The organism is Pseudovibrio sp. Ad37 (genome assembly GCF_001623075.1).
In the GTDB taxonomy this organism is placed as follows: domain Bacteria; phylum Pseudomonadota; class Alphaproteobacteria; order Rhizobiales; family Stappiaceae; genus Pseudovibrio.
In genome coordinates this window covers 25,352-46,288 of record NZ_LMCF01000014.1, presented here as the reverse complement: position 1 = coordinate 46,288, position 20,937 = coordinate 25,352, and the positions used below count along the sequence as shown (strand labels likewise).

Annotated in this window: 18 protein-coding genes; 9 read left to right on the top strand and 9 right to left on the bottom strand. The window is 51.9% G+C overall.

Annotation, left to right across the window (positions count from 1 at the left end):
• Positions 1-12: 12 nt before the first annotated feature.
• A complete protein-coding gene (locus PsAD37_RS04230) occupies positions 13-1,389 on the bottom strand; it encodes a formimidoylglutamate deiminase (protein ID WP_063295083.1) in 1,377 nt (458 codons plus the stop codon).
• A gap of 274 nt (positions 1,390-1,663) precedes the next feature.
• Here PsAD37_RS04230 and hutI point away from each other — a divergent pair, with 274 nt between their 5' ends.
• The 7 genes from hutI (at position 1,664) to PsAD37_RS04195 (ending at position 10,532) form a co-directional block, all read left to right on the top strand.
• Positions 1,664-2,899: an imidazolonepropionase gene (hutI, locus tag PsAD37_RS04225; RefSeq protein ID WP_063295082.1), complete on the top strand. Its 1,236-nt coding sequence runs from the start codon at positions 1,664-1,666 to the stop codon at positions 2,897-2,899.
• A gap of 14 nt (positions 2,900-2,913) precedes the next feature.
• Complete coding sequence (gene hutH, locus PsAD37_RS04220; protein WP_063295081.1) at positions 2,914-4,482, top strand: histidine ammonia-lyase; 1,569 nt, start codon at positions 2,914-2,916, stop codon at positions 4,480-4,482.
• Positions 4,483-5,310 (top strand): N-formylglutamate deformylase, encoded by an 828-nt coding sequence (hutG, locus tag PsAD37_RS04215; protein ID WP_084407654.1) that lies wholly within the window; start codon positions 4,483-4,485, stop codon positions 5,308-5,310.
• A gap of 11 nt (positions 5,311-5,321) precedes the next feature.
• Entirely contained in the window at positions 5,322-7,007 is a 1,686-nt protein-coding gene (hutU, locus tag PsAD37_RS04210) for a urocanate hydratase (RefSeq protein WP_063295080.1), read from the top strand.
• Positions 7,008-7,166: 159 nt separating this feature from the next.
• A complete protein-coding gene (locus tag PsAD37_RS04205; RefSeq protein WP_063295079.1) occupies positions 7,167-8,267 on the top strand; it encodes a TRAP transporter substrate-binding protein in 1,101 nt (366 codons plus the stop codon).
• A gap of 190 nt (positions 8,268-8,457) precedes the next feature.
• Entirely contained in the window at positions 8,458-8,976 is a 519-nt protein-coding gene (locus tag PsAD37_RS04200) for a TRAP transporter small permease subunit (protein ID WP_063295078.1), read from the top strand.
• Positions 8,973-10,532 carry a TRAP transporter large permease subunit gene (locus tag PsAD37_RS04195; protein WP_084407653.1) on the top strand — a complete coding sequence of 520 codons (1,560 nt, stop codon included), beginning with the start codon at positions 8,973-8,975 and terminating at the stop codon, positions 10,530-10,532. The genes PsAD37_RS04200 and PsAD37_RS04195 overlap by 4 nt, the downstream gene beginning before the upstream one ends.
• 53 nt (positions 10,533-10,585) lie before the next feature.
• Here PsAD37_RS04195 and PsAD37_RS04190 read toward each other — a convergent pair whose 3' ends face one another.
• Positions 10,586-10,942, bottom strand: a complete 357-nt coding sequence (locus PsAD37_RS04190) for a helix-turn-helix domain-containing protein (protein ID WP_063295077.1) — start codon at positions 10,940-10,942, stop codon at positions 10,586-10,588.
• Between the two features lie 84 nt (positions 10,943-11,026).
• On the opposite strand from PsAD37_RS04190, the gene PsAD37_RS04185 reads away from it, so the two are divergent.
• Entirely contained in the window at positions 11,027-11,476 is a 450-nt protein-coding gene (locus PsAD37_RS04185) for a GFA family protein (RefSeq protein ID WP_063286673.1), read from the top strand.
• A 134-nt stretch (positions 11,477-11,610) separates the two neighbouring features.
• Here the strand turns inward: PsAD37_RS04185 and PsAD37_RS04180 are convergent, their stop codons facing one another.
• Entirely contained in the window at positions 11,611-12,873 is a 1,263-nt protein-coding gene (locus PsAD37_RS04180) for a NupC/NupG family nucleoside CNT transporter (RefSeq protein ID WP_063295076.1), read from the bottom strand.
• 576 nt (positions 12,874-13,449) lie between these two features.
• Here PsAD37_RS04180 and PsAD37_RS04175 point away from each other — a divergent pair.
• Positions 13,450-14,376 carry a LysR substrate-binding domain-containing protein gene (locus PsAD37_RS04175; RefSeq protein ID WP_057464105.1) on the top strand — a complete coding sequence of 309 codons (927 nt, stop codon included), beginning with the start codon at positions 13,450-13,452 and terminating at the stop codon, positions 14,374-14,376.
• Positions 14,377-14,407: 31 nt separating this feature from the next.
• On the opposite strand, the gene PsAD37_RS04170 is transcribed toward PsAD37_RS04175, so the two are convergent.
• From PsAD37_RS04170 to PsAD37_RS04145, 6 genes are all read right to left on the bottom strand, one after another.
• On the bottom strand, positions 14,408-15,505 hold the full coding sequence (locus PsAD37_RS04170; protein WP_063295075.1) for an ABC transporter ATP-binding protein: 1,098 nt from the start codon (positions 15,503-15,505) through the stop codon (positions 14,408-14,410).
• 1 nt (position 15,506) lies between these two features.
• On the bottom strand, positions 15,507-16,571 hold the full coding sequence (locus PsAD37_RS04165) for a Gfo/Idh/MocA family protein (protein ID WP_063295074.1): 1,065 nt from the start codon (positions 16,569-16,571) through the stop codon (positions 15,507-15,509).
• Positions 16,568-17,413, bottom strand: a complete 846-nt coding sequence (locus PsAD37_RS04160) for a carbohydrate ABC transporter permease (protein WP_153039672.1) — start codon at positions 17,411-17,413, stop codon at positions 16,568-16,570. The genes PsAD37_RS04165 and PsAD37_RS04160 overlap by 4 nt, the downstream gene beginning before the upstream one ends.
• A 7-nt stretch (positions 17,414-17,420) precedes the next feature.
• Positions 17,421-18,374: a carbohydrate ABC transporter permease gene (locus tag PsAD37_RS04155; protein WP_244272474.1), complete on the bottom strand. Its 954-nt coding sequence runs from the start codon at positions 18,372-18,374 to the stop codon at positions 17,421-17,423.
• 73 nt (positions 18,375-18,447) lie between these two features.
• Positions 18,448-19,704, bottom strand: coding sequence for an ABC transporter substrate-binding protein (locus PsAD37_RS04150; protein WP_063295073.1), 1,257 nt, complete (start codon positions 19,702-19,704; stop codon positions 18,448-18,450).
• A 131-nt stretch (positions 19,705-19,835) separates the two neighbouring features.
• Complete coding sequence (locus PsAD37_RS04145; protein WP_063295092.1) at positions 19,836-20,783, bottom strand: N-acetylmuramic acid 6-phosphate etherase; 948 nt, start codon at positions 20,781-20,783, stop codon at positions 19,836-19,838.
• Positions 20,784-20,937: the final 154 nt, after the last annotated feature.

Below are 20,937 nucleotides of genomic sequence, written 5' to 3'. Positions count from 1 at the left end.
TTTGGCGCGTTGTTAGGCTGCTTCCAGCAAAACTGCAAGCTGTTCTCTGTATTTAGCCGTGATAGCTGCACGGTGGATGTGCTGTCCATCTTTCACCATGTGGCGCCCGGCCGACCAGACATCAGTCACCACACGGTCATCACCTGCAAAAATCCAATAGTCGAGATATTGGTCTGGTCTCAGGCCTGCAAATTCAACGCGAGTGGTGTCGATTGCAACCACATCAGCCAGATGGCCTTCCTTCAGCTCACCAGTGCGCCGACCAAGCGCTTGTGCACCGCCTTTGGCAGAGGCCTGATACATGGCCGTGCCGACAGAGCCTTCCCCACACAACATCACATTGCGAGACTGATCACGCAGGCGTTGGCTGTATTCAAGAATGCGCAGTTCTTCAGAGAGCGAGATACGCAGGTTACTATCCGAGCCGACACCATAGACACCACCAGCTTCGATGAATGTTGGGCCATTAAAGATGCCGTCGCCGAGATTCGCCTCCGTAATCGGGCAAAGACCTGCGACTGCACCAGCCTTCGCCATGGCTACCGTTTCCTCTGTAGTCATGTGGGTTGCATGCACAAAACACCAGTTGTTTTGCACATCAACATTGCTCAATAACCATTCGATTGGCCGTGCGCCCAGCCATTCCTGAACGGCTTCCACTTCCTTCATCTGCTCTGAGATGTGGATGTGAACAGGCTTGCCTGCAAACGTGGAAGCAATCTCGCGCAACTGAGATGGGTTGGTTGCCCGTAGTGAATGTGGTGCGATGCCGACCTGACAGTCAACAGGTAGAGTGGCAGTCAGCGTTTTCGACGCTTGCTCAATGAGTTGCAGATGACGATCCAGATCATTGCCGAACCGCAGCTGACCGCCACTGAGTGGCTGTTCGCCTGCACCACCGTAGGAATAGAGCACCGGCAGATGCGTGAGGCCGATGCCTGTCTGGCTGGCAGCGGCAAAGATGCGATCGCTCATTTCTGCAAGGGTGTCGTAGGGTGTTCCATCTAGTTGGTGATGGAGGTAGTGGAACTCACCCACACTGGCATAGCCAGCCTCTAACATCTCCATATAGACCAGCGCTGCGATTGCCTCGGCTTGCTCCGGGCGCAATTGCCCCAAAAAGCGATACATGAGCTCACGCCAGGTCCAGAAACTATCTTTTCCCTTTTGGCGCACTTCTGTCATGCCAGCCATTGCGCGTTGGAAGGCATGTGAATGCAAGTTGGCAGGAGCAGGACAGATCATTCTGCTTTTGCCGGAAACCTCTTCGCCTTCAGGTTTTACCCCAGTCTCAACGGCTTTGATTGTGCCATTGTCGTCCAAGCGCAAGCGCACATTTTCAGTTAGACCAGTGGGAAGTAAAGCCTGCCCTGCAAAGATGGTTTTCATTGCTCACTCAATAGGTTTGATGTGAAACGATGATCAGCTCAGATCATTTTTACATTAATAAGCATATACATAAATGCAACCCACACAACCACATCATTTTTCTAAAATATCACCACATAATGACATAAATGGCTTAATTTAGCTATTTATTCAATCTTCTCAGGCGCATTGGATCAAGAATTACGCACATTGCACATTTTTTATGTATAGACATTAAGCGATTTCCATGTAGATTTTTACTGAAGTGAATTCACGTGGAATCTCGGGAGGGTCCATGACAAGCGGGAGAACCGTACTCACCAACCTGACAGCTGCAACTCTTTCTGAGCAGTCGGATGGTTATGGCCTGATCCATGGCGCAGCGATTGCCATTGAAGACGACACAATCTGTTGGATTGGCCCTGAGCAGGATTTGCCAGAGGACTGGAAAGAGGCTGGACAAACCGACCTTGGCGGACGCCTCGCAACACCGTCTCTCGTTGATTGCCACACGCATATTGTCTATGGCGGTTCCCGCGCTCGTGAGTTTGAGATGCGGTTGAATGGTGCGACCTATGAAGAGATTGCCCGCGCCGGTGGTGGTATTCGTTCCACTGTTGCTGCTACGCGCGCTTCCAGTGAAGAAGACCTGTTAGCCAATGCATTGCCACGCGTTGATGCATTGCTGGCGGAGGGTGTGACACTTCTGGAGATTAAGTCTGGTTATGGGCTGGATCTAAATACCGAGCTGAAAATGCTGCGAGTTGCCCGCAAGATTGGTGAACTTCGGCCAGTCAAGGTCCTGACCACCTTTCTCGGCGCACATGCGTTGCCGCCTGAGTATGAAGGACGCAGTGATGCTTATATCAGCTTTGTTTGCAATGAAGTGCTCCCTGCTGTTCAGGCCGAGAACCTTGCTGATGCGGTTGATGCTTTCTGTGAAGGGATTGCGTTTTCACCTGAGCAGGTCAGCCGCGTATTTGACCGGGCTCAGGAGCTTGGCCTGCCAGTAAAAATTCATTCTGAGCAGCTCTCCAACCTTGGTGGCACGGCTATGGCAGCCAGCCACAAAGCGCTTTCCGCTGATCATCTGGAGTATCTGGATGCCGCCGGTATTGCGAGCATAAAGGAAGCTGGAACTGTTGCCGTTTTGCTGCCGGGCGCATTCTACTTCCTGCGTGAAACTCAGCATCCTCCGCTTCAGGAATTGCGCGATGCCGGTGTTCCGATTGCTCTGGCGACAGATGCTAATCCGGGGTCCTCTCCCCTCACCTCGCTTCTGCTGTGTATGAACATGGCGTGCACTTTGTTCCGCATGACACCGCAGGAAGCGCTGGCTGGGATTACTCGCAATGCAGCCCAAGCACTGGGGCAAGCGGAGACTTGCGGAACTTTGGAAGCAGGCAAGCAGGCAAACATTGCGATCTGGGATGTAAAGGAGCCAGCCGAACTGGCCTATCGGATCGGGTTCAACCCACTGAACCGCCTGTATTTCCTCGGCAAAGACATCACAAAAACACAAGCAAATTAAGCACTGAGGCATTTATGACTAGTTCCCCCACCGTCTCTTCCAAACCTAAACTGATTTTAAAACCGGGAGAAATTGCACTTTCTCAGCTTCAGCAGATCTATCGCACCGAGGCCAATGTAGAACTGGACCGCTCTTGCAAAGAGGGCGTTGAACGAGCTGCTGCTGTTGTGCATGCAGCGGCACAGGGCGATACACCAGTGTATGGGGTGAATACGGGATTTGGGAAGCTTGCTTCTGTCAAAATCCCTAGCGATAATACTGCTACCTTGCAGAGAAACCTCATTCTTTCGCATTGCTGCGGCGTTGGTGATGTGCTGCCGCAAAACATTGTGCGTTTGGTGATTGTGCTAAAACTCGCCTCGCTGGGTCGCGGCGCATCCGGTGTGCGGTGGGAGTTGATTGAGTGTCTTGAACAGATGCTGGCGCACAATGTTGTGCCAGTGGTTCCGGGTCAGGGTAGCGTCGGCGCTTCCGGTGACCTGGCTCCGCTTTCTCACATTGCAGCTGTGATGCTCGGTGAAGGAGAGGCCTTCTTTGGTGGTGTGCGTGTTTCTGGCAAAGAAGCGATGCGGTTGGCTGGTATTCCGACTATTCAGCTAGCAGCGAAGGAAGGCCTTGCGCTGATCAATGGCACGCAGGTTTCAACTGCGCTTGCTCTTGCGGGTCTGTTCCAGGCACATCGTCTTGCGAAGACTGCATTGATTACCGGTGCTATGTCCGTCGATGCGTTGATGGGCTCTGGCGCTCCGTTCCGCCCAGAGATCCAAGAGCTGCGCGGTCATAAAGGCCAAATCTCTGCCGCTGCTACCATTCGCGAGCTAATGTCTGGTTCTGCCATCCGCGAAAGCCACCGCGAGGATGATGAGCGCGTGCAAGATCCGTACTGCCTGCGCTGCCAACCTCAGGTGATGGGTGCCGTACTGGGGCTTCTTGCTCAGGTTGCTTATACGCTTGAGATTGAAGCCAATGCGGTGACTGATAACCCGCTTGTCTTCAAAGACGGCTCCATTGTTTCTGGCGGCAACTTCCATGCTGAGCCTGTAGCGTTTGCTGCAGATCAGACCGCACTTGCCATTGCCGAGATTGGCGCAATCTCGCAGCGCCGGATCGCAACGCTGGTTGATCCTGCACTCAACTACGGTCTGCCGCCGTTCCTGACGCCAAATCCGGGCCTCAACTCCGGCTTTATGATTGCGGACGTGACCTCTGCAGCGCTTTACAGCGAGAACAAACAACGTGCGGCTCCGTGCTCCGTGGATTCAACGCCGACCAGTGCCAATCAGGAAGACCATGTTTCCATGGCGACCCATGCTGCACGGCGCTTGATTGATATGAACGCCAACCTTTCCCAGATCATCGGCATTGAGTTGCTGATGGCGGCTCAAGGCATTGAGTTCCGTACTCCGCTCAAAACCAGTCCGATCTTGCAGGAAGTCATCAAAGCTGTACGCACAGAGGTGGAAGAGCTGGAAGACGATCGCTACATGGCGCCAGATCTGGAAAAAGCGGCTGAGCTTGTTGCTTCTGGTCGAATTTTTGATGCGGCCAGCAAAGCCCAGTTTTTCAAGTTAGAGGAGGCTTGATTGACCTGTTCTTTCTCCCCCCTGATCAAACGTGGTGACAGCCCGATTGTTCTTGCCCAGCCGCATGGAGGCACAGATGTGCCGCTGGCTATCTGGGACAGATTCAACCCAGTTGGGCACGCGCTGGCTGATACGGACTGGCACATCAACCGCCTTTATGACGGCCTGCTGGAAAACGCGAGTGTAATCCAGACACCGGTGCATCGTTATGTAATTGATGCCAACCGTGACCCTGCAGATGTATCGCTTTATCCGGGCCAGAACACCACCACTCTTTGCCCGCTGACTGACTTTGATGGACGCTCAATCTATCGAGATGGGCATGAACCATCTGAGGATGAAGTTGAAGAGCGTCGCACTAAGTTCCATGCACCGTATCATGAGGCGATTGCCGAAGAGCTGGAGCGTGTGCGGCAGAAGTTTGGTGTCGCTGTTCTTTACGACTGCCATTCCATCCGCTCCAATATCTCGTTTCTGTTTGAAGGTGAACTGCCAGTCTTCAACATTGGCACCAATGGCGGGCAAACCTGTGCTTCGATGATTGAGCAGATCACTGTTGAGGCCTGCCGTGCAGATGCCAGCGTAGAAACTGTAGTGAATGCGCGTTTTAAAGGTGGCTGGACAACACGCCATTATGGCAAGCCCGAGACTAGCATGCACGCCATTCAGATGGAGACAGCGCAGCGGGCCTACATGTTTGAGCAGAGCCCGTGGGCTTACGCTCCAGAAAGTGCGGACAAGACGCGAACCACTCTCAAATCCATTCTTACTCAGTTAGAAGCACATGCCCTTGCCGGGGCCTTTTCAAGCGCCAGTACAAGTCGCTAACGGAGCCGACAATGACCGATACGCTCACTCAAGACCCTCGCAAGAATACGCGCGATATCTTTCCACCAACCGGGCCAGAGTTGAATGCCAAGAGCTGGCTGACGGAAGCACCGTTGCGCATGCTTATGAACAACTTGCACCCTGATGTGGCTGAAAACCCGCATGAGCTGGTGGTGTATGGTGGCATTGGCCGTGCTGCGCGCACCTGGAAAGATTTCGACACCATTGTCGATAGCCTCAAAAAGCTGGAAGCTGATGAAACCTTGCTGGTGCAGTCCGGTAAGCCAGTTGGTGTATTCCGCACGCATGAGAATGCACCACGTGTTTTGATCGCTAACTCCAACCTTGTACCGCATTGGGCAAACTGGGATCACTTTAACGAGCTGGATAAAAAAGGTCTGGCGATGTACGGCCAGATGACTGCGGGCTCGTGGATCTACATCGGCTCACAGGGCATTGTTCAGGGCACTTACGAAACCTTCGTTGAGGCAGGCCGTCAGCATTATGGCGGAGACCTGAAAGGCAAGTGGATCCTGACTGGCGGTCTTGGCGGTATGGGTGGCGCTCAGCCGCTTGCTGCAGTCATGGCTGGAGCCTCTTGTCTGGCCGTTGAGTGCAACGAGGACAGCATCGATTTCCGCCTGCGTACCAAATACGTTGATGAGAAAGTCAAGACGCTTGATGAAGCGCTGGAGATGATTGAGCGTTGGACGGCTGCAGGTGAAGCCAAGTCTGTTGGCTTGCTCGGCAATGCCGCTGACATTTTTGCTGAACTGGTTGAGCGTGGTGTTCGTCCGGATATCGTGACAGACCAGACGTCTGCTCATGACCCGATCAATGGATACATGCCACAGGGCTGGACCATGGCGCAGTGGAAAGAAAAACGCGAGAGCGATCCGAAGGCCGTTGAGATAGCGGCCCGTGCCTCCATGAAAGTACATGTGAAGGCGATGCTGGACTTCCATGAACGCGGTGTTCCAACAGTGGATTACGGCAACAACATCCGTCAGATGGCATTTGAAGAAGGCTTAGAGAACGCCTTCGACTTCCCAGGATTTGTCCCTGCCTACATTCGTCCGTTGTTCTGTAAAGGCGTTGGTCCGTTCCGTTGGGCAGCGCTTTCAGGTGATCCAGAGGACATCTACAAGACAGACCAAAAGGTGAAGGAACTCATTCCTGATGATCCGCACCTGCACAACTGGCTAGATATGGCGCGGGAGCGTATCTCCTTCCAGGGGTTGCCAGCACGTATCTGCTGGGTTGGCCTTGGACAGCGTCACCGCCTCGGGCTTGCGTTTAACGAGATGGTTCGCAATGGCGAGCTGAAGGCTCCTGTCGTGATTGGTCGTGATCATCTGGATTCCGGCTCTGTTGCGTCGCCAAATCGTGAAACGGAATCCATGATGGATGGCTCTGATGCTGTTTCTGACTGGCCGCTGCTTAATGCGCTGTTGAACACTGCTTCTGGCGCAACATGGGTGTCTCTGCACCATGGCGGTGGTGTTGGCATGGGCTTTTCCCAGCATTCCGGCATGGTGATTTGTTGTGACGGAACGAAAGAAGCTGATGAGCGTGTTGGCCGTGTGCTGTGGAATGACCCTGCGACAGGTGTCATGCGCCATGCGGACGCAGGCTACCAATTGGCAATTGATTGCGCCAAGGAGAATGGTTTGAACTTACCATCTCTAGGTAAGTAACTGACTCGGGAGTACAAACCTTTCCTGATTAAGACAGCTACTCCATTTCCGGGCAAACTGGTCTAGCCGCGTATTCTGGCACTCCAGACTTTAAACAAAAACCGATAAGGGACCGCAGTTCGCGGCCCCTTGTTATTCTAATTTTTGAGGGGAAAAATTATGAAAAGACGTGATTTTCTTAAGGGCGCAGGTGTTGCAGCAACTGGCGTCGCCGCTGCTTCTGCTCTGGCAGCTCCGGCTGTTGCTTCCGACAAGATCAAGTGGAAGATGGTCACCTCGTGGCCAAAAAACCTTCCGGGTCCTGGCGTTGCAGCGCAGATGCTTGCAGACCGTATCACCATGCTTTCCGGTGGCCGCATTGAGGTAAAACTCTATGCAGCTGGTGAGCTTGTTCCGGGTCGTGGTGTGTTTGATGCAGTATCGGAGGGAACTGCTGAACTTTACCACTCTGTTCCGGCATATTGGGGCTCTAAGTCCAAAGGCTTCCTGCTGTTCGGATCTCAGCCATTTGGTTTGACCGCTGATGAGCAATATGGCTGGATGGCCCATGGCGGTGGTCAGGCGCTCTACGATGAGATGTATGCCCGCTTTAATCTTAAGCCGTTCCTGTGTGGCAACTCTGGCCCACAAGCAGCTGGTTGGTTCCGCACCGAAATCAACTCGGCTGAGGACCTGAAAGGTCTACGCTTCCGTACCACTGGTCTTGCTTCTGAGATGTGCACCAAGATGGGCATGGCTGTTCAAGCAATGGGTGGCCGCGACATGTTCCAGGCACTGCAGACAGGAACACTGGATGCAGGTGAGTTTATCGGACCTTGGACTGACTCTGCTCTGGGTTTTTATCAGGTTGCCAAGAACTATTACTTCCCAGGTGTGGGCGAGCCATCTTCGGCTGAAGAATGTGCTGTGAACTCTGAGGCTTACAGTGCACTCCCAGATGACTTGAAGCAAGTTGTCGCGTTTGCCTGCTCGTCGCTCTACAACGATGTTTGGACTGAATACACCACCAACCATGCTAAGGCTCTGAAGATGCTGGTTGCGGAAAAAGGCGTCATGGTTCGCAACATGCCAGAAGACGTTATTCTGGCAATGGGCAACGCTGCGGGTGAAGTGATTGGCGAACTGCGCCAGAACGATGATGAGTTGGTAAAGCGCATCACTGAAAGCTTCCTCACCTATCGTGAATCCATGAAGGAATACAAACCTCTGGCAGACAACGGCCAGATGAATATGCGCCTTCTGGACATCAACTACGGTTAAGCTGCAGTCTTCTGGCTAACTCCCGGTTTGTCAGAATTTTCCGCGCAATACTCAGTCGGGGTACATCACCCCGGCTGCTCTCCTGCTTTCGTCAGTTTAGTGCGCCCCTTTCTCCGAAAATCAGTATTTATTTTTCGAAGAGGCGCTCTAGAAAGCCAAGAAAAAACTCTGGCCTGATCGGATCTCACCGATGACCTCTGTTGTTTTGAAACTCGACGCTATCAACCGTCTGGTTGGTCATACCATTCGCTGGTTTGCGTTGTTTATGCTGCTTTTACAGTTCGCGATTGTTTTGCTGCGTTATCTGTTTGGCATCAGCTACATCTTTCTCGGCGAAGGCGTGCTTTACATGCACGCCGCTGTTTTCATGCTTGGCGCGGGCTATACGCTTCTGGCTGACAAGCATGTGCGCGTCGACATCTTTTACGGGCAGGCCTCTCCCAAGGCCAAAGCCATTATCAACCTGATCGGTGCTTTGCTCTTTTTGCTGCCAACTGTTGGGTTGCTGCTTTGGATCAGCTGGCCGTTTGTTTACAACAGCTGGAAGATCCTAGAGGGGCCGATCTCTGTTGGCGGCATACCTGCGAGCTTTTTGCTTAAGAGCCTTATTCCAGCATTTTGCGGCCTTCTGATCATTCAGGGTATTTCTGGCATTTTGCGCGACGGCCTCTTCTTGTGTGGTGTTGATGTTGAGGAGCCAAAGCTGTGATTGAGTTTCTCGATATCTTTATGTTCGCTGGCTTGTGCTTTGCGATTTTGCTGGGCTATCCCGTTGCTTTCACAATTGCTGGTGTGGCCGTTCTCTTCGCAATTCTTGGAGCATTGGCTGGCACGTTTGATACCGGCCTGCTGGGTGCGCTTTCGCAGCGTATTTTCGGCACGATGACAAACAACGTGTTGATTGCGATCCCGCTCTTTGTCTTCATGGGGCTTGTGCTTGAACGCAGCCGCATTGCTGAAGACCTGCTGGAAGAAATGGGCAAGTTGTTCGGTTCTCTTCGTGGCGGTCTGGGTATTTCCGTTGTGCTCGTTGGTGGGTTGCTCGCAGCTTCCACTGGTATTGTGGGTGCAACTGTGGTGACGATGGCGTTGATTGCTTTGCCAACGATGCTGCGTAATGGTTACGATCCGAAACTAGCTGCTGGTACGGTTTGTACAGCTGGCACTTTGGGGCAGATTATCCCCCCTTCAACGCTTTTGATCATTCTTTCTGAGGTGATGTCCAACGCCTATCAGCAGGCTCAGTTTGCTGAGGGCAAGTTCACCGTTGAGACAATCAGTGTGGGTCAGACATTTGCTGCAGCGCTGGTCCCCGGATTGATGTTGGTGGGTGTTTACATCGTCTACCTGCTTGTCCGCGCCTATCTTCAGCCTAGTTGTGCGCCTGCTATGGACAAACAAGTGCTGGGTACAACTTCAGTGCGGCGGATTGCATCTGTGCTCATTCCACCGGTGGCTCTGATTATTGCCGTTCTGGGCTCAATTTTGGGCGGTGTCGCGACACCAACAGAAGCTGCCGCGGTTGGTGCTGTTGGCGCTTTGCTGCTTGCTGGTTTCCGGCTGAGCAACGGCAAGTCAAACCTGCTGCTTGGAGCCAGTGTTGTTGCGTTGCTGGCGGTGATTACGCTTGCAGGCTTTACTACCATTCGCTTGCAAAAGAGCGAGCTGACAGCTGCGGACTGGGGCTTGGCGTTTGTTGCGATCGTGCTGTTAATCATCGGCATAAGTGGTCTGCTGCAAAGCGTGATGCGCATGTGGCGATCTCAGTTGTTGGCGCCAGTGATGACCAATACGCTCTCCATCTCAGCGATGATCTTTGCGACCATCATTGGAGCGAGTGTGTTCTCGCTGATTTTCCGCGGCCTTGGAGGTGATACACGCATTGAAGAGCTGATTTCTGCGATGCCTGGTGGAGAGATGGGCGCGCTGCTGTTTGTGATGGCGTTGATTTTCGCACTGGGCTTTTTCATGGACTTCGTTGAGATCTCGGTGATCTTGCTTCCGATCGTTGGCCCTACCCTGCTGATGATGGGCTTTGATCCAATCTGGCTCTCTGTGATGATCGCAATCAATCTGCAAACCAGCTTCCTGACGCCGCCGTTTGGTTTCTCGCTGTTTTACCTACGCGGGGCAGCACCGCCTGAGATCACAACAGGCATGATCTACAAAGGGGTGTTGCCTTACATCCTGCTGCAGATTGTCGGGATGGCACTGGTCTGGTTCTTCCCTCAGATAGCGACATGGTTGCCGTCGGTTTTATTCTGACCGCAGGACATCATTGGAAGTTGAGAAAGGCTGGATATCGCGTCCAGCCTTTCTCATGGATTCATTTCCATAAAGCTCTCCGGCGGGATCCAGGTTTCGGGCATATGCTTGTTGGCCCATCGGCACATTTCCCGAAGCACAGGTAGAATGTCCCTTCCCGACTCAGACAAGAGATACTGGTAGCGTTTTGGGTTCGGTTGATAGAGCTCCTTTTTCACCAATCCAGCCGCTTCCAACTGGTTGAGACGCACTGTCAGAACGCTCGTGGTTATCTTCTCCGGTGAGCTCAGAAACTCTGAAAAGATCTTCTTTCCATTGAACATGTCCCGCAGGATCAGGAGGCTCCAACGGTCTCCCACAATATCCAGCGTATTTGCGATCGGGCAGCCGGAACGGTTTTCGGTTGACATACCGCCAATCTCTCCTATTGTGAATAGTGACTTGCAATTTACAAGTCACTAAGTCATCTCTCAACATTGACTAAGGATAGTATCATGGAAAGCGCTTTTACAGGGTCCTGCCTTTGCGGGAATGTACAGCTGAAATCCACAATGAAGCCGCAGATTACCGCACACTGTCACTGTGATGACTGTCGCAAGTCGTCCGGAACAGGACATTGCACTCATGCAGCTCTGCCCAAAGAAGCGGTTGAAGTGACTGGGGAGCTCACATTTTTTGACAAGCCTGCAAATAGTGGAAATGTAGTCACAAGGGGCTTTTGCCCAACCTGCGGCAGTGCGGTTTACTCACTCAACTCAGCCATGACAGATTTGATCTTTGTGCGTGCATCTGCTGTTGACCAACCGGAGGTCATCGAGCCTCAGGTAAACGTGTATTCCAGTAGAGCACCATCGTGGGATGAGATTGATCCGAAGCTTCCGGCGTTCCCGGAAATGCCTCCGCAAGGCTCACGAGAAGTTATCGAAGAAGGCGTTAGCAGCTAGCGCTTCGTTCCTGTGATGCAGGTAGGCGCTTACCCCCAACGTAGCGCGGTCTGTTTTTCTAATACAAATAGAAACGGGGGGAGCTAGGCTCCCCCCGTCACAGGCAATTTCAGAGATTAAGGAAGAAAACTCTCTTACATTGCCAAGGAGATAAAGATACCCGCGATCGCTGCGCTCATGAGGTTTGAGCAAGTTGCAGCCAACAGAGTGCGAGGACCGTATTTCGCGATGAAGTTCATGCGGTTTGGAGCCAGAACACCCAGGCCACCGATGAGAATACCCATGGAAGAGATGTTTGCGAAGCCACAGAGAGCGAAGGAAACGATTGCTTTGGTCTTTTCCTGAATAATCGGCAGACCCATGTCCATTGCTGTGGCATCGACGAGGTAGTTCTTCAGGTCGAGGTACGCTACGAACTCGTTTACGACCAGCTTCTTACCAATCAGAGAACCTGCAACACCGATGTCAGCCATTGGAACACCCAGCAGGTAAGCGATTGGAGCGAAGATCCAGCCGAGGATCATTTCCAGAGACAGGCTGAAGCCAGCCAGATCACCAACGCCGCCGAGGATCAGGTTCACCAGAGTGATGAGACCGATCATTGCAACAAGGTTTGCACCGATTGCGCCAGCAAGCTGAAGACCATTCATTGCGCCCTGACCGGCAGCAGCCAGCACGTTTTCTGGCTTTTCGTCGCCAAAGTCAGCGCTTGTGTCTACTGTGTAGTTCACTTCTTTGGTTTCAGGCATGATGAGTTTTGCGAAGAGCAAACCGCCTGGCGCAGCCATGAAGGATGCTGCGAGCAGGAACTCAATCTTAACGCCCATCAATGCGTAGCCGCCGAGAACAGTACCAGCAACAGATGCCATACCACCACACATGATAGCGAAGAACTCACTATCAGACATCTTAGGCATGTAAGGCTTCACAACCAGTGGAGCTTCTGTCTGACCAACGAAAACGTTGGAAACCGCAGACATGGATTCGGCCTGATGGGTGCCGAGCAGTTTTGCCAGACCACCGCCAACGACACGAATGACGACCTGCATAACACCAAGGTGGTACAGAACAGCAATCAGAGCGGAGAAGAAAATAACGAGGCAAAGCACGTTGAAGGCAAACACAAAACCAACAGTTTCAGAAAGTGTACCGTTGGTGAGGTTGCCGAAAAGGAAGTTAACACCGGAACGACCGCTGTCGATCACACCGGAAACACCCTTTGACATTGCATGAAGAATAGCACGGCCAGCTGGAATATAGAGCACGAAAGCGCCGATACCAATCTGTAAGGCAAGTGCCCCCCCTACAGTGCGGAGATTGATCGCTTTGCGATTGATTGAAGCCAATACAGCAATAACGATCAGTGTAGCGATGCCAAGAAAACCTGTTGCGAACATTATGAGCTCCTCCCAGAGGCCCTGAGGTAAGTTGTTGATTATGGTTGGGGAGAAATTTGAAGCGCCGGAAGGCGACTAACCGTACCCACCTTCACGTGGACAGTTGAGATGGCCACCCGCATCCAACAAATGCTTTGTCATTGAAAAACAATGTAAAACACCTGCGATTGTAGAACCTTCTGGAGCTTTATCAGGAATTGTCAGTGCTGAGGACATACACACGGTGGGAGTTCGCGAGTATGAGCCGTCAGTCTCAGTGAAAGCGCGGCATACGACAGGCGCAGTACACTCACCTTGCGTAGGTGCGAATGTGAACTGACCCGATTGCATAGTTTGCCTCACCTTTTATTTAATTCCCTTTGGTGAGGGCAACCTAGTTGCCTGAGAGGCAATTATTAAGTTTTTTAAATATATCAATCGTTTCGAAGTTCGAAACAAACTAGAAAATATTACGTAGAAAACCACGTCACATACGGATTATTTCGTAGATTATAGTTCTTACAGAACATATAGAATAAAATAGTAGAACTTTAAGAGCTACAACCTAGAACAAAATAAGAATAGCAAAACAAGTTCATGCACGATCTAATCACATCAGGCCGCATTACTTTGCGAATGCTGCGTTACTTCCATCAAGTGTCAGTAAGTGGACACTTTGGGCGTGCGGCGGAAGAGCTGCATATTTCTAAGTCACCTATGTCCATACAAATCAAAGAGTTGGAGGTTGCCCTCGGTCTCTCTCTCTTTCAGCGTGACTCACGAAATGTTTCTCTGACTGCTGCGGGGCGCGTGTTGAAACGTGAGTGCGAGCAGATTTTCAATACGTTGGATTACGCCATCACCAACACCCAGCGGCAGGGACGTGCGGAAAACTCGACCCTCAGCATCGGGATGGTGAGCAGCGCCTTTCTGGATGGATTTGCGAACCTGCTCTCGGATTTCAAGAGCAAGCATCCGGATTGTTCTCTGAATTTTACCGAGTTGGCGCCCAATCAACAGAAGGAAGCGCTGGATGGCGGCATCATTGATCTGGGTATCTGCCGCTATGGCGATACACTCAATGAGCCAGCCTTAAACTCAAAAGTATTGGTGAGAGAAAATCTTACACTGGCAGTGCCTAGCACGCACCCTCTCAAGGATCGCAGGGTGGTGGGACTGGAAGAGCTAAAAGATGAGGAAATGGCTGTTTTGGACCGGAGCATGTCCAACTCGACGCCATTTTTGATCGCAAGATGTAAAGATCAGGGCTTCTACCCTAAAGCTGCCTTTGAGGTTCAGGAGCCAAGTACCTTGTTGGCGCTAGTTGCTTCTGGTCAGGCGATTGCTTTGGTCAGCGACTGTTTTCGTAGTCAGAAATCTAAGAATGTGCGTTTCATTCGCTTGAAGGAAGACATTCCGGCAGACCTTTGCGCAATTTACAAAAAGAACTATGAAACCGATATCTTGCGCAAGTTTCTACAGTTTATCGAGTTTGACTACAAACCGCAGATTGATGAGAACTGAGGGAAATCTGCATGTTCCCTCAGTTTAAGCGCTAAGCAGTTTCCTGTTCAGAGATGCTGACGACCATCCGTTTTCCCGTATCAGCATTGAAGAGATGTACGCCTGACAGTGTCAGCTCAACGTAGACCAGGTCACCAGTTCGGCGTGTTATCTCTGGGTCTTCGCGAACAACCATTTGTTCGCCAGTTTCCAACTCAACATGCACATAAGTGGTGTCTCCCAGATACTCTTCCAGTAAGACTTCTGCCCTCAGATAGCTTTCCCCTGCTTCATCGTGCAAAATGCCGTGAGAAGGACGGATACCGAGTGTGACATTTGCCGGGATGACGGAGGCATCGTTGGAGATAGGGAGTAGCGTCCCATCCTTAAGCTGCGCACTGTTTTCGCTCAGTTTTTCCAGTTGCAAAAAGTTCATATTGGGCGAGCCGATAAAACTGGCCACGAACAGGTTTGCTGGTCGCTCGTAAAGATCTCGCGGTGTGCCGACCTGCTGGACCTCGCCATCATTCAGAACCACGATACGATCTGCCAGTGTCATAGCCTCGACCTGATCGTGTGTCACATACACCATGGTTGCTGACAGGCGTTGATGAAGGCGCGCGATTTCCAACCGCACTTGCCCACGCAATGCTGCATCCAGATTTGAGAGAGGTTCATCAAACAGGAAAATCTTGGGATCTCTCACAATTGCACGACCAATTGCAACACGTTGGCGCTGTCCACCTGAGAGCTGAGAGGGCTTTCGGTCCATCAAGGCATCCAGCTCTAACGCACGGGCACTTTCAGCAACACGATCCTTGATTTCTGCCTTTGAGTACCCTGCCTGCTTGAGGACCAGCTCCATGTTCCCTCGCACACTCAAATGCGGATAAAGCGCGTAAGTCTGAAAGACCATGGCGATCTCACGCTTCGATGGCGGTAAGTGTGCGATGGATTTACCTTCAATGGCGATATCGCCCGCGCTTTCGTCTTCCAGCCCTGCCATGATGCGCAGGAGTGTAGATTTTCCGCAGCCGGATGGTCCGAGCAAGACGAGGAATTCACCGGATTGGATATCAAGGTTGATACCATCCAGCACATTCTCAGCACCGAAAGACTTGTAGAGGGATGAGATTTTCAAGTTAGCCATATTACAAGTCCAGTTTCTGAGCTGTGCCTGTGCGCACAGCCTGATCTGCCGCCAATACGACAGCCAGAGAATTTACCGCTGCATTCATGTGATCTTCTAAATCCAGCCCTTCACGGATAGCTGTGAGCACAAAGGCTTGCTCGCGATCACACAGGGCCTGATGCCCCGGTTCACCATCCATGCTGAGTACATCGTCTTTGCGTGTAAACTCGCCGTTCGCATCTGTTTGGCCGTAATGAACCCGGATCGTGGAGGTTTTGGTGTGCATGTCGATATCGTCCGAACGGGCTTCGCCTTCCATAACAATCGAGACGCTGCCATTTTTCGAGACGACATCTTTTACGAAGAACGCGGTTTCCGACATCATCGGGCCCCACCCTGCCTCGTACCAGCCGACGGAGCCGTCCTCGAACAGGACTTGCAGATGGCCATAATTGTACATGTCATCGGGAAGCTCATCACTCAAACGCACGCCCATGCCACGCACTTCGACCGGCTTGGCGTCGGTAATTTGGCACATGACGTCAATGTAGTGGACGCCGCAGTCGACAATCGGTGATGTGGTCTGCATCAGCTGTTTGTGGGTCTGCCACGTCGCGCCGCTGGATTGCTGGTTGAGGTTCATGCGGAAAACGTAAGGGCCGCCCAGTTTGCGCGATTGCTCTATGAGGGTTGTCCATGATGGGTGATGGCGCAGGATATAACCAACCACCAGTTTACATCCCAGCTTGCGAGCAGTTTCCACGACACTTTGAGCATCTTCCAGAGTGGTTGCCAGTGGCTTTTCTACAAACACATCCGTCCCTGCTTCCATCGCCATGACAGCATATTCAGCATGGCTGTCTGAATAAGTGCAGATGGACACAAGGTCGGGTTTGGTTTCGACCAAAGCCTGCGCAAAATCAGATTGGATGATATGGCCCCTTAACTCTTCAGGCAATTCCACCGGTGATCGATTGACCAGCCCTACGATCTCAAATCCCGGATTGACCTCATACGCCAGAGCATGTGACTTACCCATATTTCCAAGGCCAGCCACGAGCACGCGGATAGGTTTTTCACTCATTTGACTGCTCCAGATGTTAGGCCCCGAATGAGTTGGCGCGAGAAGAGCGTGTAGAGAATGAGGACCGGAATGACTGCCAGCGCCATAGCCGCGAGAATTGCGTTCCAGTTGTTGGAATATTGCCCAACAAACACCTGAGCGCCCAGTGTGAGTGTTTTGGTATGCTCTGCGGGGGCCAGAACAAGGGGGAACCAGAGATCATTCCAAATCGGGATCATGGAGAAGACAGCCACTGTTGCCATTGCGGGTCTGATGAGAGGCAGTACGAGGCGTAAAAAGATGGAGTATTCTGAAAGGCCATCAATACGACCAGCAGATTTGAGGTCTGACGACACTGTCGACATAAACTCGGAGAGAATGAAGATCGCCAATGGCAGGCCTTGTGCTATGTAGACCAGTATGAGTGCCCAATGTGTATTCACCAGATCCGTCGTGACCATCAGGCGGAGAATGCCCACAGTCCCCAGACGGATCGGGATCATGATGCCCAGTGCCATATAAAGGCCCATTAGGCGATTACCGCGAAACTTGTACTCGCTGAGCGCAAAAGCTGCCATTGCTCCAAACAGGAGAATGAGACACAAGCTGGCACCAGTCACGAACAGAGAATTCCAAAAATACAGCGGGAAGTTGCCTTGCTGCAGCACTGTTGAATAACCAACCAGATCCAGTGTTTCGGAAGTAGGGAACTCCAGAGGCTGGCGGAAGATCGCTTTTTTGGTTTTGAGCGAGTTGATGAGAATGAGGAGAACCGGGAAAAGCGCGATCACTGCAAACGTGAGCAAGATTGCATGTGCGCCCAGTTCTGCCATTCGGTTTCGTCTTGCACGAGAAATAGCCATTTGCGCCTCACATCTCGTAACGTGTCAGCTTGCGCTGAATGAAGAAGAGATAAATGGCAACACCCGTCAGGATGATAAAGAACATCACCGTTGCGATGGCGGCTCCCATGTTGGGGTCACCGGGTTGCAACTGTTGCCCGTAGAATGTTCGGTACAAGATCGTGCCCAACAGGTCTGTCGAGAAATTTGGCCCCGCAAGCGGCCCCTGCGTGGTGTAGATCAAGTCAAATGCGTTGAAGTTGCCCACGAAGGTTAAGATGGAGATGATACCGATTGTTGGAAGGATCAGGACCAGCTTGATTTTGAAGAACTGCGAGATGCCGGTCACGCCATCGCATTCAGCGGCTTCAATCACCTCATCAGGAATAGAAAGCAGCGCTGCATAAATCAGCATCATTGGAATGCCGATGAACTGCCAGACGGAGATGAGAGAGAGCGTTGTGAGTGCTGTTTCTTCTTTCCCGAGGAACGGTAGGTACCAACTGCCCACCCCAACAGACTTCATCAGGCCTTTGGAAACGCCCCATAACGGGGAAAGCATGAGCTTCCAGACAAACCCGACCACAACGAAGGACAGGAGTGTCGGCATGAAGATGGCTGTGCGATAAAGCTTCTTGCCCGGTAGGTGCACCATGGAGAGCAAAGCCGCTATCAGGATGCCAATCGGGTTCTGCACTAACATGTGGATCAGGAAGAAATAGCAGTTGTTCCAGAGCGAGTTTAAAAACGGCTCGACCCAATACGGATCAAAGAACAGCTTGATGTAGTTTTCCAGTCCGACAAACGAGATCGCCTGCGTGGTCGTGTCTCTTTGAAAAAATGAAAAGCGCAGAGTTTCAGCCAACGGCAGGATCATGATCATCGTGTAAACGATGACTGCCGGAGCCAGAAAGACAAGTACATGCCAGCGGAACGGCTTCTTCTTCCGCTCACTGACCATAAGGTCCTGTTCCAATTCCATCATCTCTCATTGCAATGCAGATGCGCGGGTCAATCCGCACATCTGCTGTTTGGTGTTCATTCAGAGAGATGGCTTAGTCCATCTGAGGTTCGTACCAGGAGCTCAACCCCTTCTGAAGCTGGTTCGCTGCATCCGCAGGTGTCTGCTTGCCATTGATGACATTTGCAGACACAACCCACATTTCGTTCCAGAGGTTTGGAGTACCGCGAGAAACGATCTGTGCCGCAGAACGGTTGGTGGACTGACAGTCTTTGCGCCAGGAGATGAACTCATCCGCCAGTGGATCAGTGAGCGAGATCTCATGCTTGGACAAAGAGAAGAAGCCCGGAACAGCGTTGGAGTAGAGCTCCGCAAACTCTTTGGTGCCCATCCATTCAAGGAACTTCATAGCAGCTTCAGCATTTGGAGAGGCCGCATTCAGGCCAATGCCGATGTCAGTGTGGCCTGAGATGTAGCAGCTGTCACCCTCGGCTGGCAGAGGTGGACGGAATGCGCCGAGCTCGAAGTCTGAATCACGGTTGAAGCCTGCAATTTCCCAAGAGCCGGATGGATAAATTGCTGCACGGCCCAGTGTGAACAAGGTCTGGCTGTCTGGATAGGATTGAGCTTCATACCCGTCACCGAGATATGGGCCCCAGCCTGCCAGTACTTCAAACGGCTTGACCCAGCCATCATCTGTCAGCTTGCCAGTGCCTGCAACAATTGCCTTACGGCCTTCCTCGCCTTTCCAGTACATTGGGCCGATGTTCTGATAGCCCATTGCAGCGGATTCCCACTGATCTAACGTGCCCATCGCCATTGGAATGTAGTTGCCATCTGCCTTGATCTTGTCGAGAACAGCCATGAACTCAGCCTGAGTTTTTGGTGGCTCAACACCAACTTCAGCAAAGGCATCCTTGTTGTAGATGAAGCCGTGGATCACAGCGGCCATTGGAACGCAGAATGTGGCACTGCCATCATCGGTGCTCCATGCACCTTTTGCTGAATCCGGGAAGTTATCGAGGGTTGCCATGTCCTGCAGGTTCTTCAGATAGCCTTTACTGTAGAGATCCAGCGAACCATCAAACGGACGGCATGTGATCAGATCACCACCGGTTCCACCTTCCAGCTTTGCATTCAGTGCTGCATTGTATTGTGTTGGAGCTGTTGGCGAGAACCTGATTTTGATCTCTGGGTGCGCTTTCATAAACGCAGGCAGAATGGTGTCCTGCCAGATGCTTAAATCGTCGTTACGCCAGCTCTCAATTGTCAGTTCAGACGCTGCAAAAGCAAAAGATGCGGAGCCCAGAAGCAGGGATGCAGCAATGCCTGATGTCAAATAGTGTTTCATTAATTCCTCCCGTAACAAATGATCGAATACCGCCTTGAAAAACCGCCGGTATTGCAACTCGCCAGCCCCCCAGCTGGCGAATATTCCTTTTGGCACATTACGGTCTAAGCAGATCGCAATGTGCGCATAATTCAGTCAGGTTGATGTAACCCAAGCACCCGAAGAGATTCTCCCAAATCTCCCTGAGTTTCATTCAAAACATTAGTGGCCTGTTGCTTTGTTGCCCCCAGCACCAGTAAGACAGCCAGCTTGATCTGACTGTCACTTTCATGCAGGGCAGCTGCGGCTTTTTCCTGCGAACAAGCGGTGAGTGAGACCACCATGTCTTTGGCGCGCTGATCCAGTTTGATGTTGGTCAGCTGCATATCCACCATGTAGCCACGATACACCTTCTTCAACCGGACCATGAGCGCTGTAGAAAATAGGTTGAGTGCGGCCTTTTGGCTGGTTCCTGCGGATAACCTGGTTGATCCTGCCAACACTTCCGGACCTGTCCTTAAAAGGATTTCATGCTCAGCATCGGCCAGTAACGGGCTTTGCGGATTATTCGCCAGTGATATGGTCAGAGCCCCCGCGCCTCTGGCGGTTTGAATGGCAGAGCGGGTAAAAGGTGTGGTGCCGCTTGCTGCAATACCCAAGACGACATCAGAAGCGCCGACATTGTTCTCTAAAATGAAGTCACGGCCAGCTTCTGCGCTGTCCTCAGCACCTTCCTGCGGGCGTAATAATCCAGCTTCGCCGCCTGCCAGACCATAGATCAACCGATGCTCTGGCCAGCCAAATGTGGGGATGAGCTCAATGCCATCCAAAACGCCGAGCCTGCCTGAGGTACCTGCACCAACATAAACAAGTCTACCTTCGGTTCCCTGTAGCCTTTGGGCAGCGGCATCAACTGCGGCTTCCAGCTCACCCAACGCGGACCAAACAGCGTTGAGGGCTTGCATTTGACCACCGAGCAAGGCCTTGAGAACTTCGTCAGTCCCCCATGTTTCCAAGCCCGCATAACGTGAAGATCTTTGCTCGGTTTCACGCCACTCCTGCGGATTGGAATGTTCTGGAAACCCCACTTTTTTGGATATGCTGGACACGAGACTCTCCCTGATACCAATAGCATACCAACAACTCGCAATATGGCAATGATATATTAGACAAGACCCGTAATTTGAGTAAATCCAATAGATTTCTTGCAGTTACCTGTGACAGTTGCAGGCCACAGGTATTGTTTTGGATCTA

Excerpts from the sequence above, each read along its gene's own strand:
- PsAD37_RS04175 (WP_057464105.1), top strand. The coding sequence starts at position 13,450 with ATGCACGATCTAATCACATCAGGCCGCATTACTTTGCGAATGCTGCGT.
- PsAD37_RS04200 (WP_063295078.1), top strand. The coding sequence starts at position 8,458 with ATGACCTCTGTTGTTTTGAAACTCGACGCTATCAACCGTCTGGTTGGT.
- PsAD37_RS04160 (WP_153039672.1), bottom strand. The coding sequence starts at position 17,413 with ATGGCTATTTCTCGTGCAAGACGAAACCGAATGGCAGAACTGGGCGCA.
- hutH (WP_063295081.1), top strand. The coding sequence starts at position 2,914 with ATGACTAGTTCCCCCACCGTCTCTTCCAAACCTAAACTGATTTTAAAA.
- hutI (WP_063295082.1), top strand. The coding sequence starts at position 1,664 with ATGACAAGCGGGAGAACCGTACTCACCAACCTGACAGCTGCAACTCTT.
- PsAD37_RS04230 (WP_063295083.1), bottom strand. The coding sequence starts at position 1,389 with ATGAAAACCATCTTTGCAGGGCAGGCTTTACTTCCCACTGGTCTAACT.
- PsAD37_RS04180 (WP_063295076.1), bottom strand. The coding sequence starts at position 12,873 with ATGTTCGCAACAGGTTTTCTTGGCATCGCTACACTGATCGTTATTGCT.
- PsAD37_RS04150 (WP_063295073.1), bottom strand. The coding sequence starts at position 19,704 with ATGAAACACTATTTGACATCAGGCATTGCTGCATCCCTGCTTCTGGGC.
- PsAD37_RS04170 (WP_063295075.1), bottom strand. The coding sequence starts at position 15,505 with ATGGCTAACTTGAAAATCTCATCCCTCTACAAGTCTTTCGGTGCTGAG.
- PsAD37_RS04190 (WP_063295077.1), bottom strand. The coding sequence starts at position 10,942 with ATGTCAACCGAAAACCGTTCCGGCTGCCCGATCGCAAATACGCTGGAT.
- PsAD37_RS04185 (WP_063286673.1), top strand. The coding sequence starts at position 11,027 with ATGGAAAGCGCTTTTACAGGGTCCTGCCTTTGCGGGAATGTACAGCTG.
- PsAD37_RS04165 (WP_063295074.1), bottom strand. The coding sequence starts at position 16,571 with ATGAGTGAAAAACCTATCCGCGTGCTCGTGGCTGGCCTTGGAAATATG.
- PsAD37_RS04205 (WP_063295079.1), top strand. The coding sequence starts at position 7,167 with ATGAAAAGACGTGATTTTCTTAAGGGCGCAGGTGTTGCAGCAACTGGC.
- PsAD37_RS04155 (WP_244272474.1), bottom strand. The coding sequence starts at position 18,374 with ATGGAATTGGAACAGGACCTTATGGTCAGTGAGCGGAAGAAGAAGCCG.
- hutU (WP_063295080.1), top strand. The coding sequence starts at position 5,322 with ATGACCGATACGCTCACTCAAGACCCTCGCAAGAATACGCGCGATATC.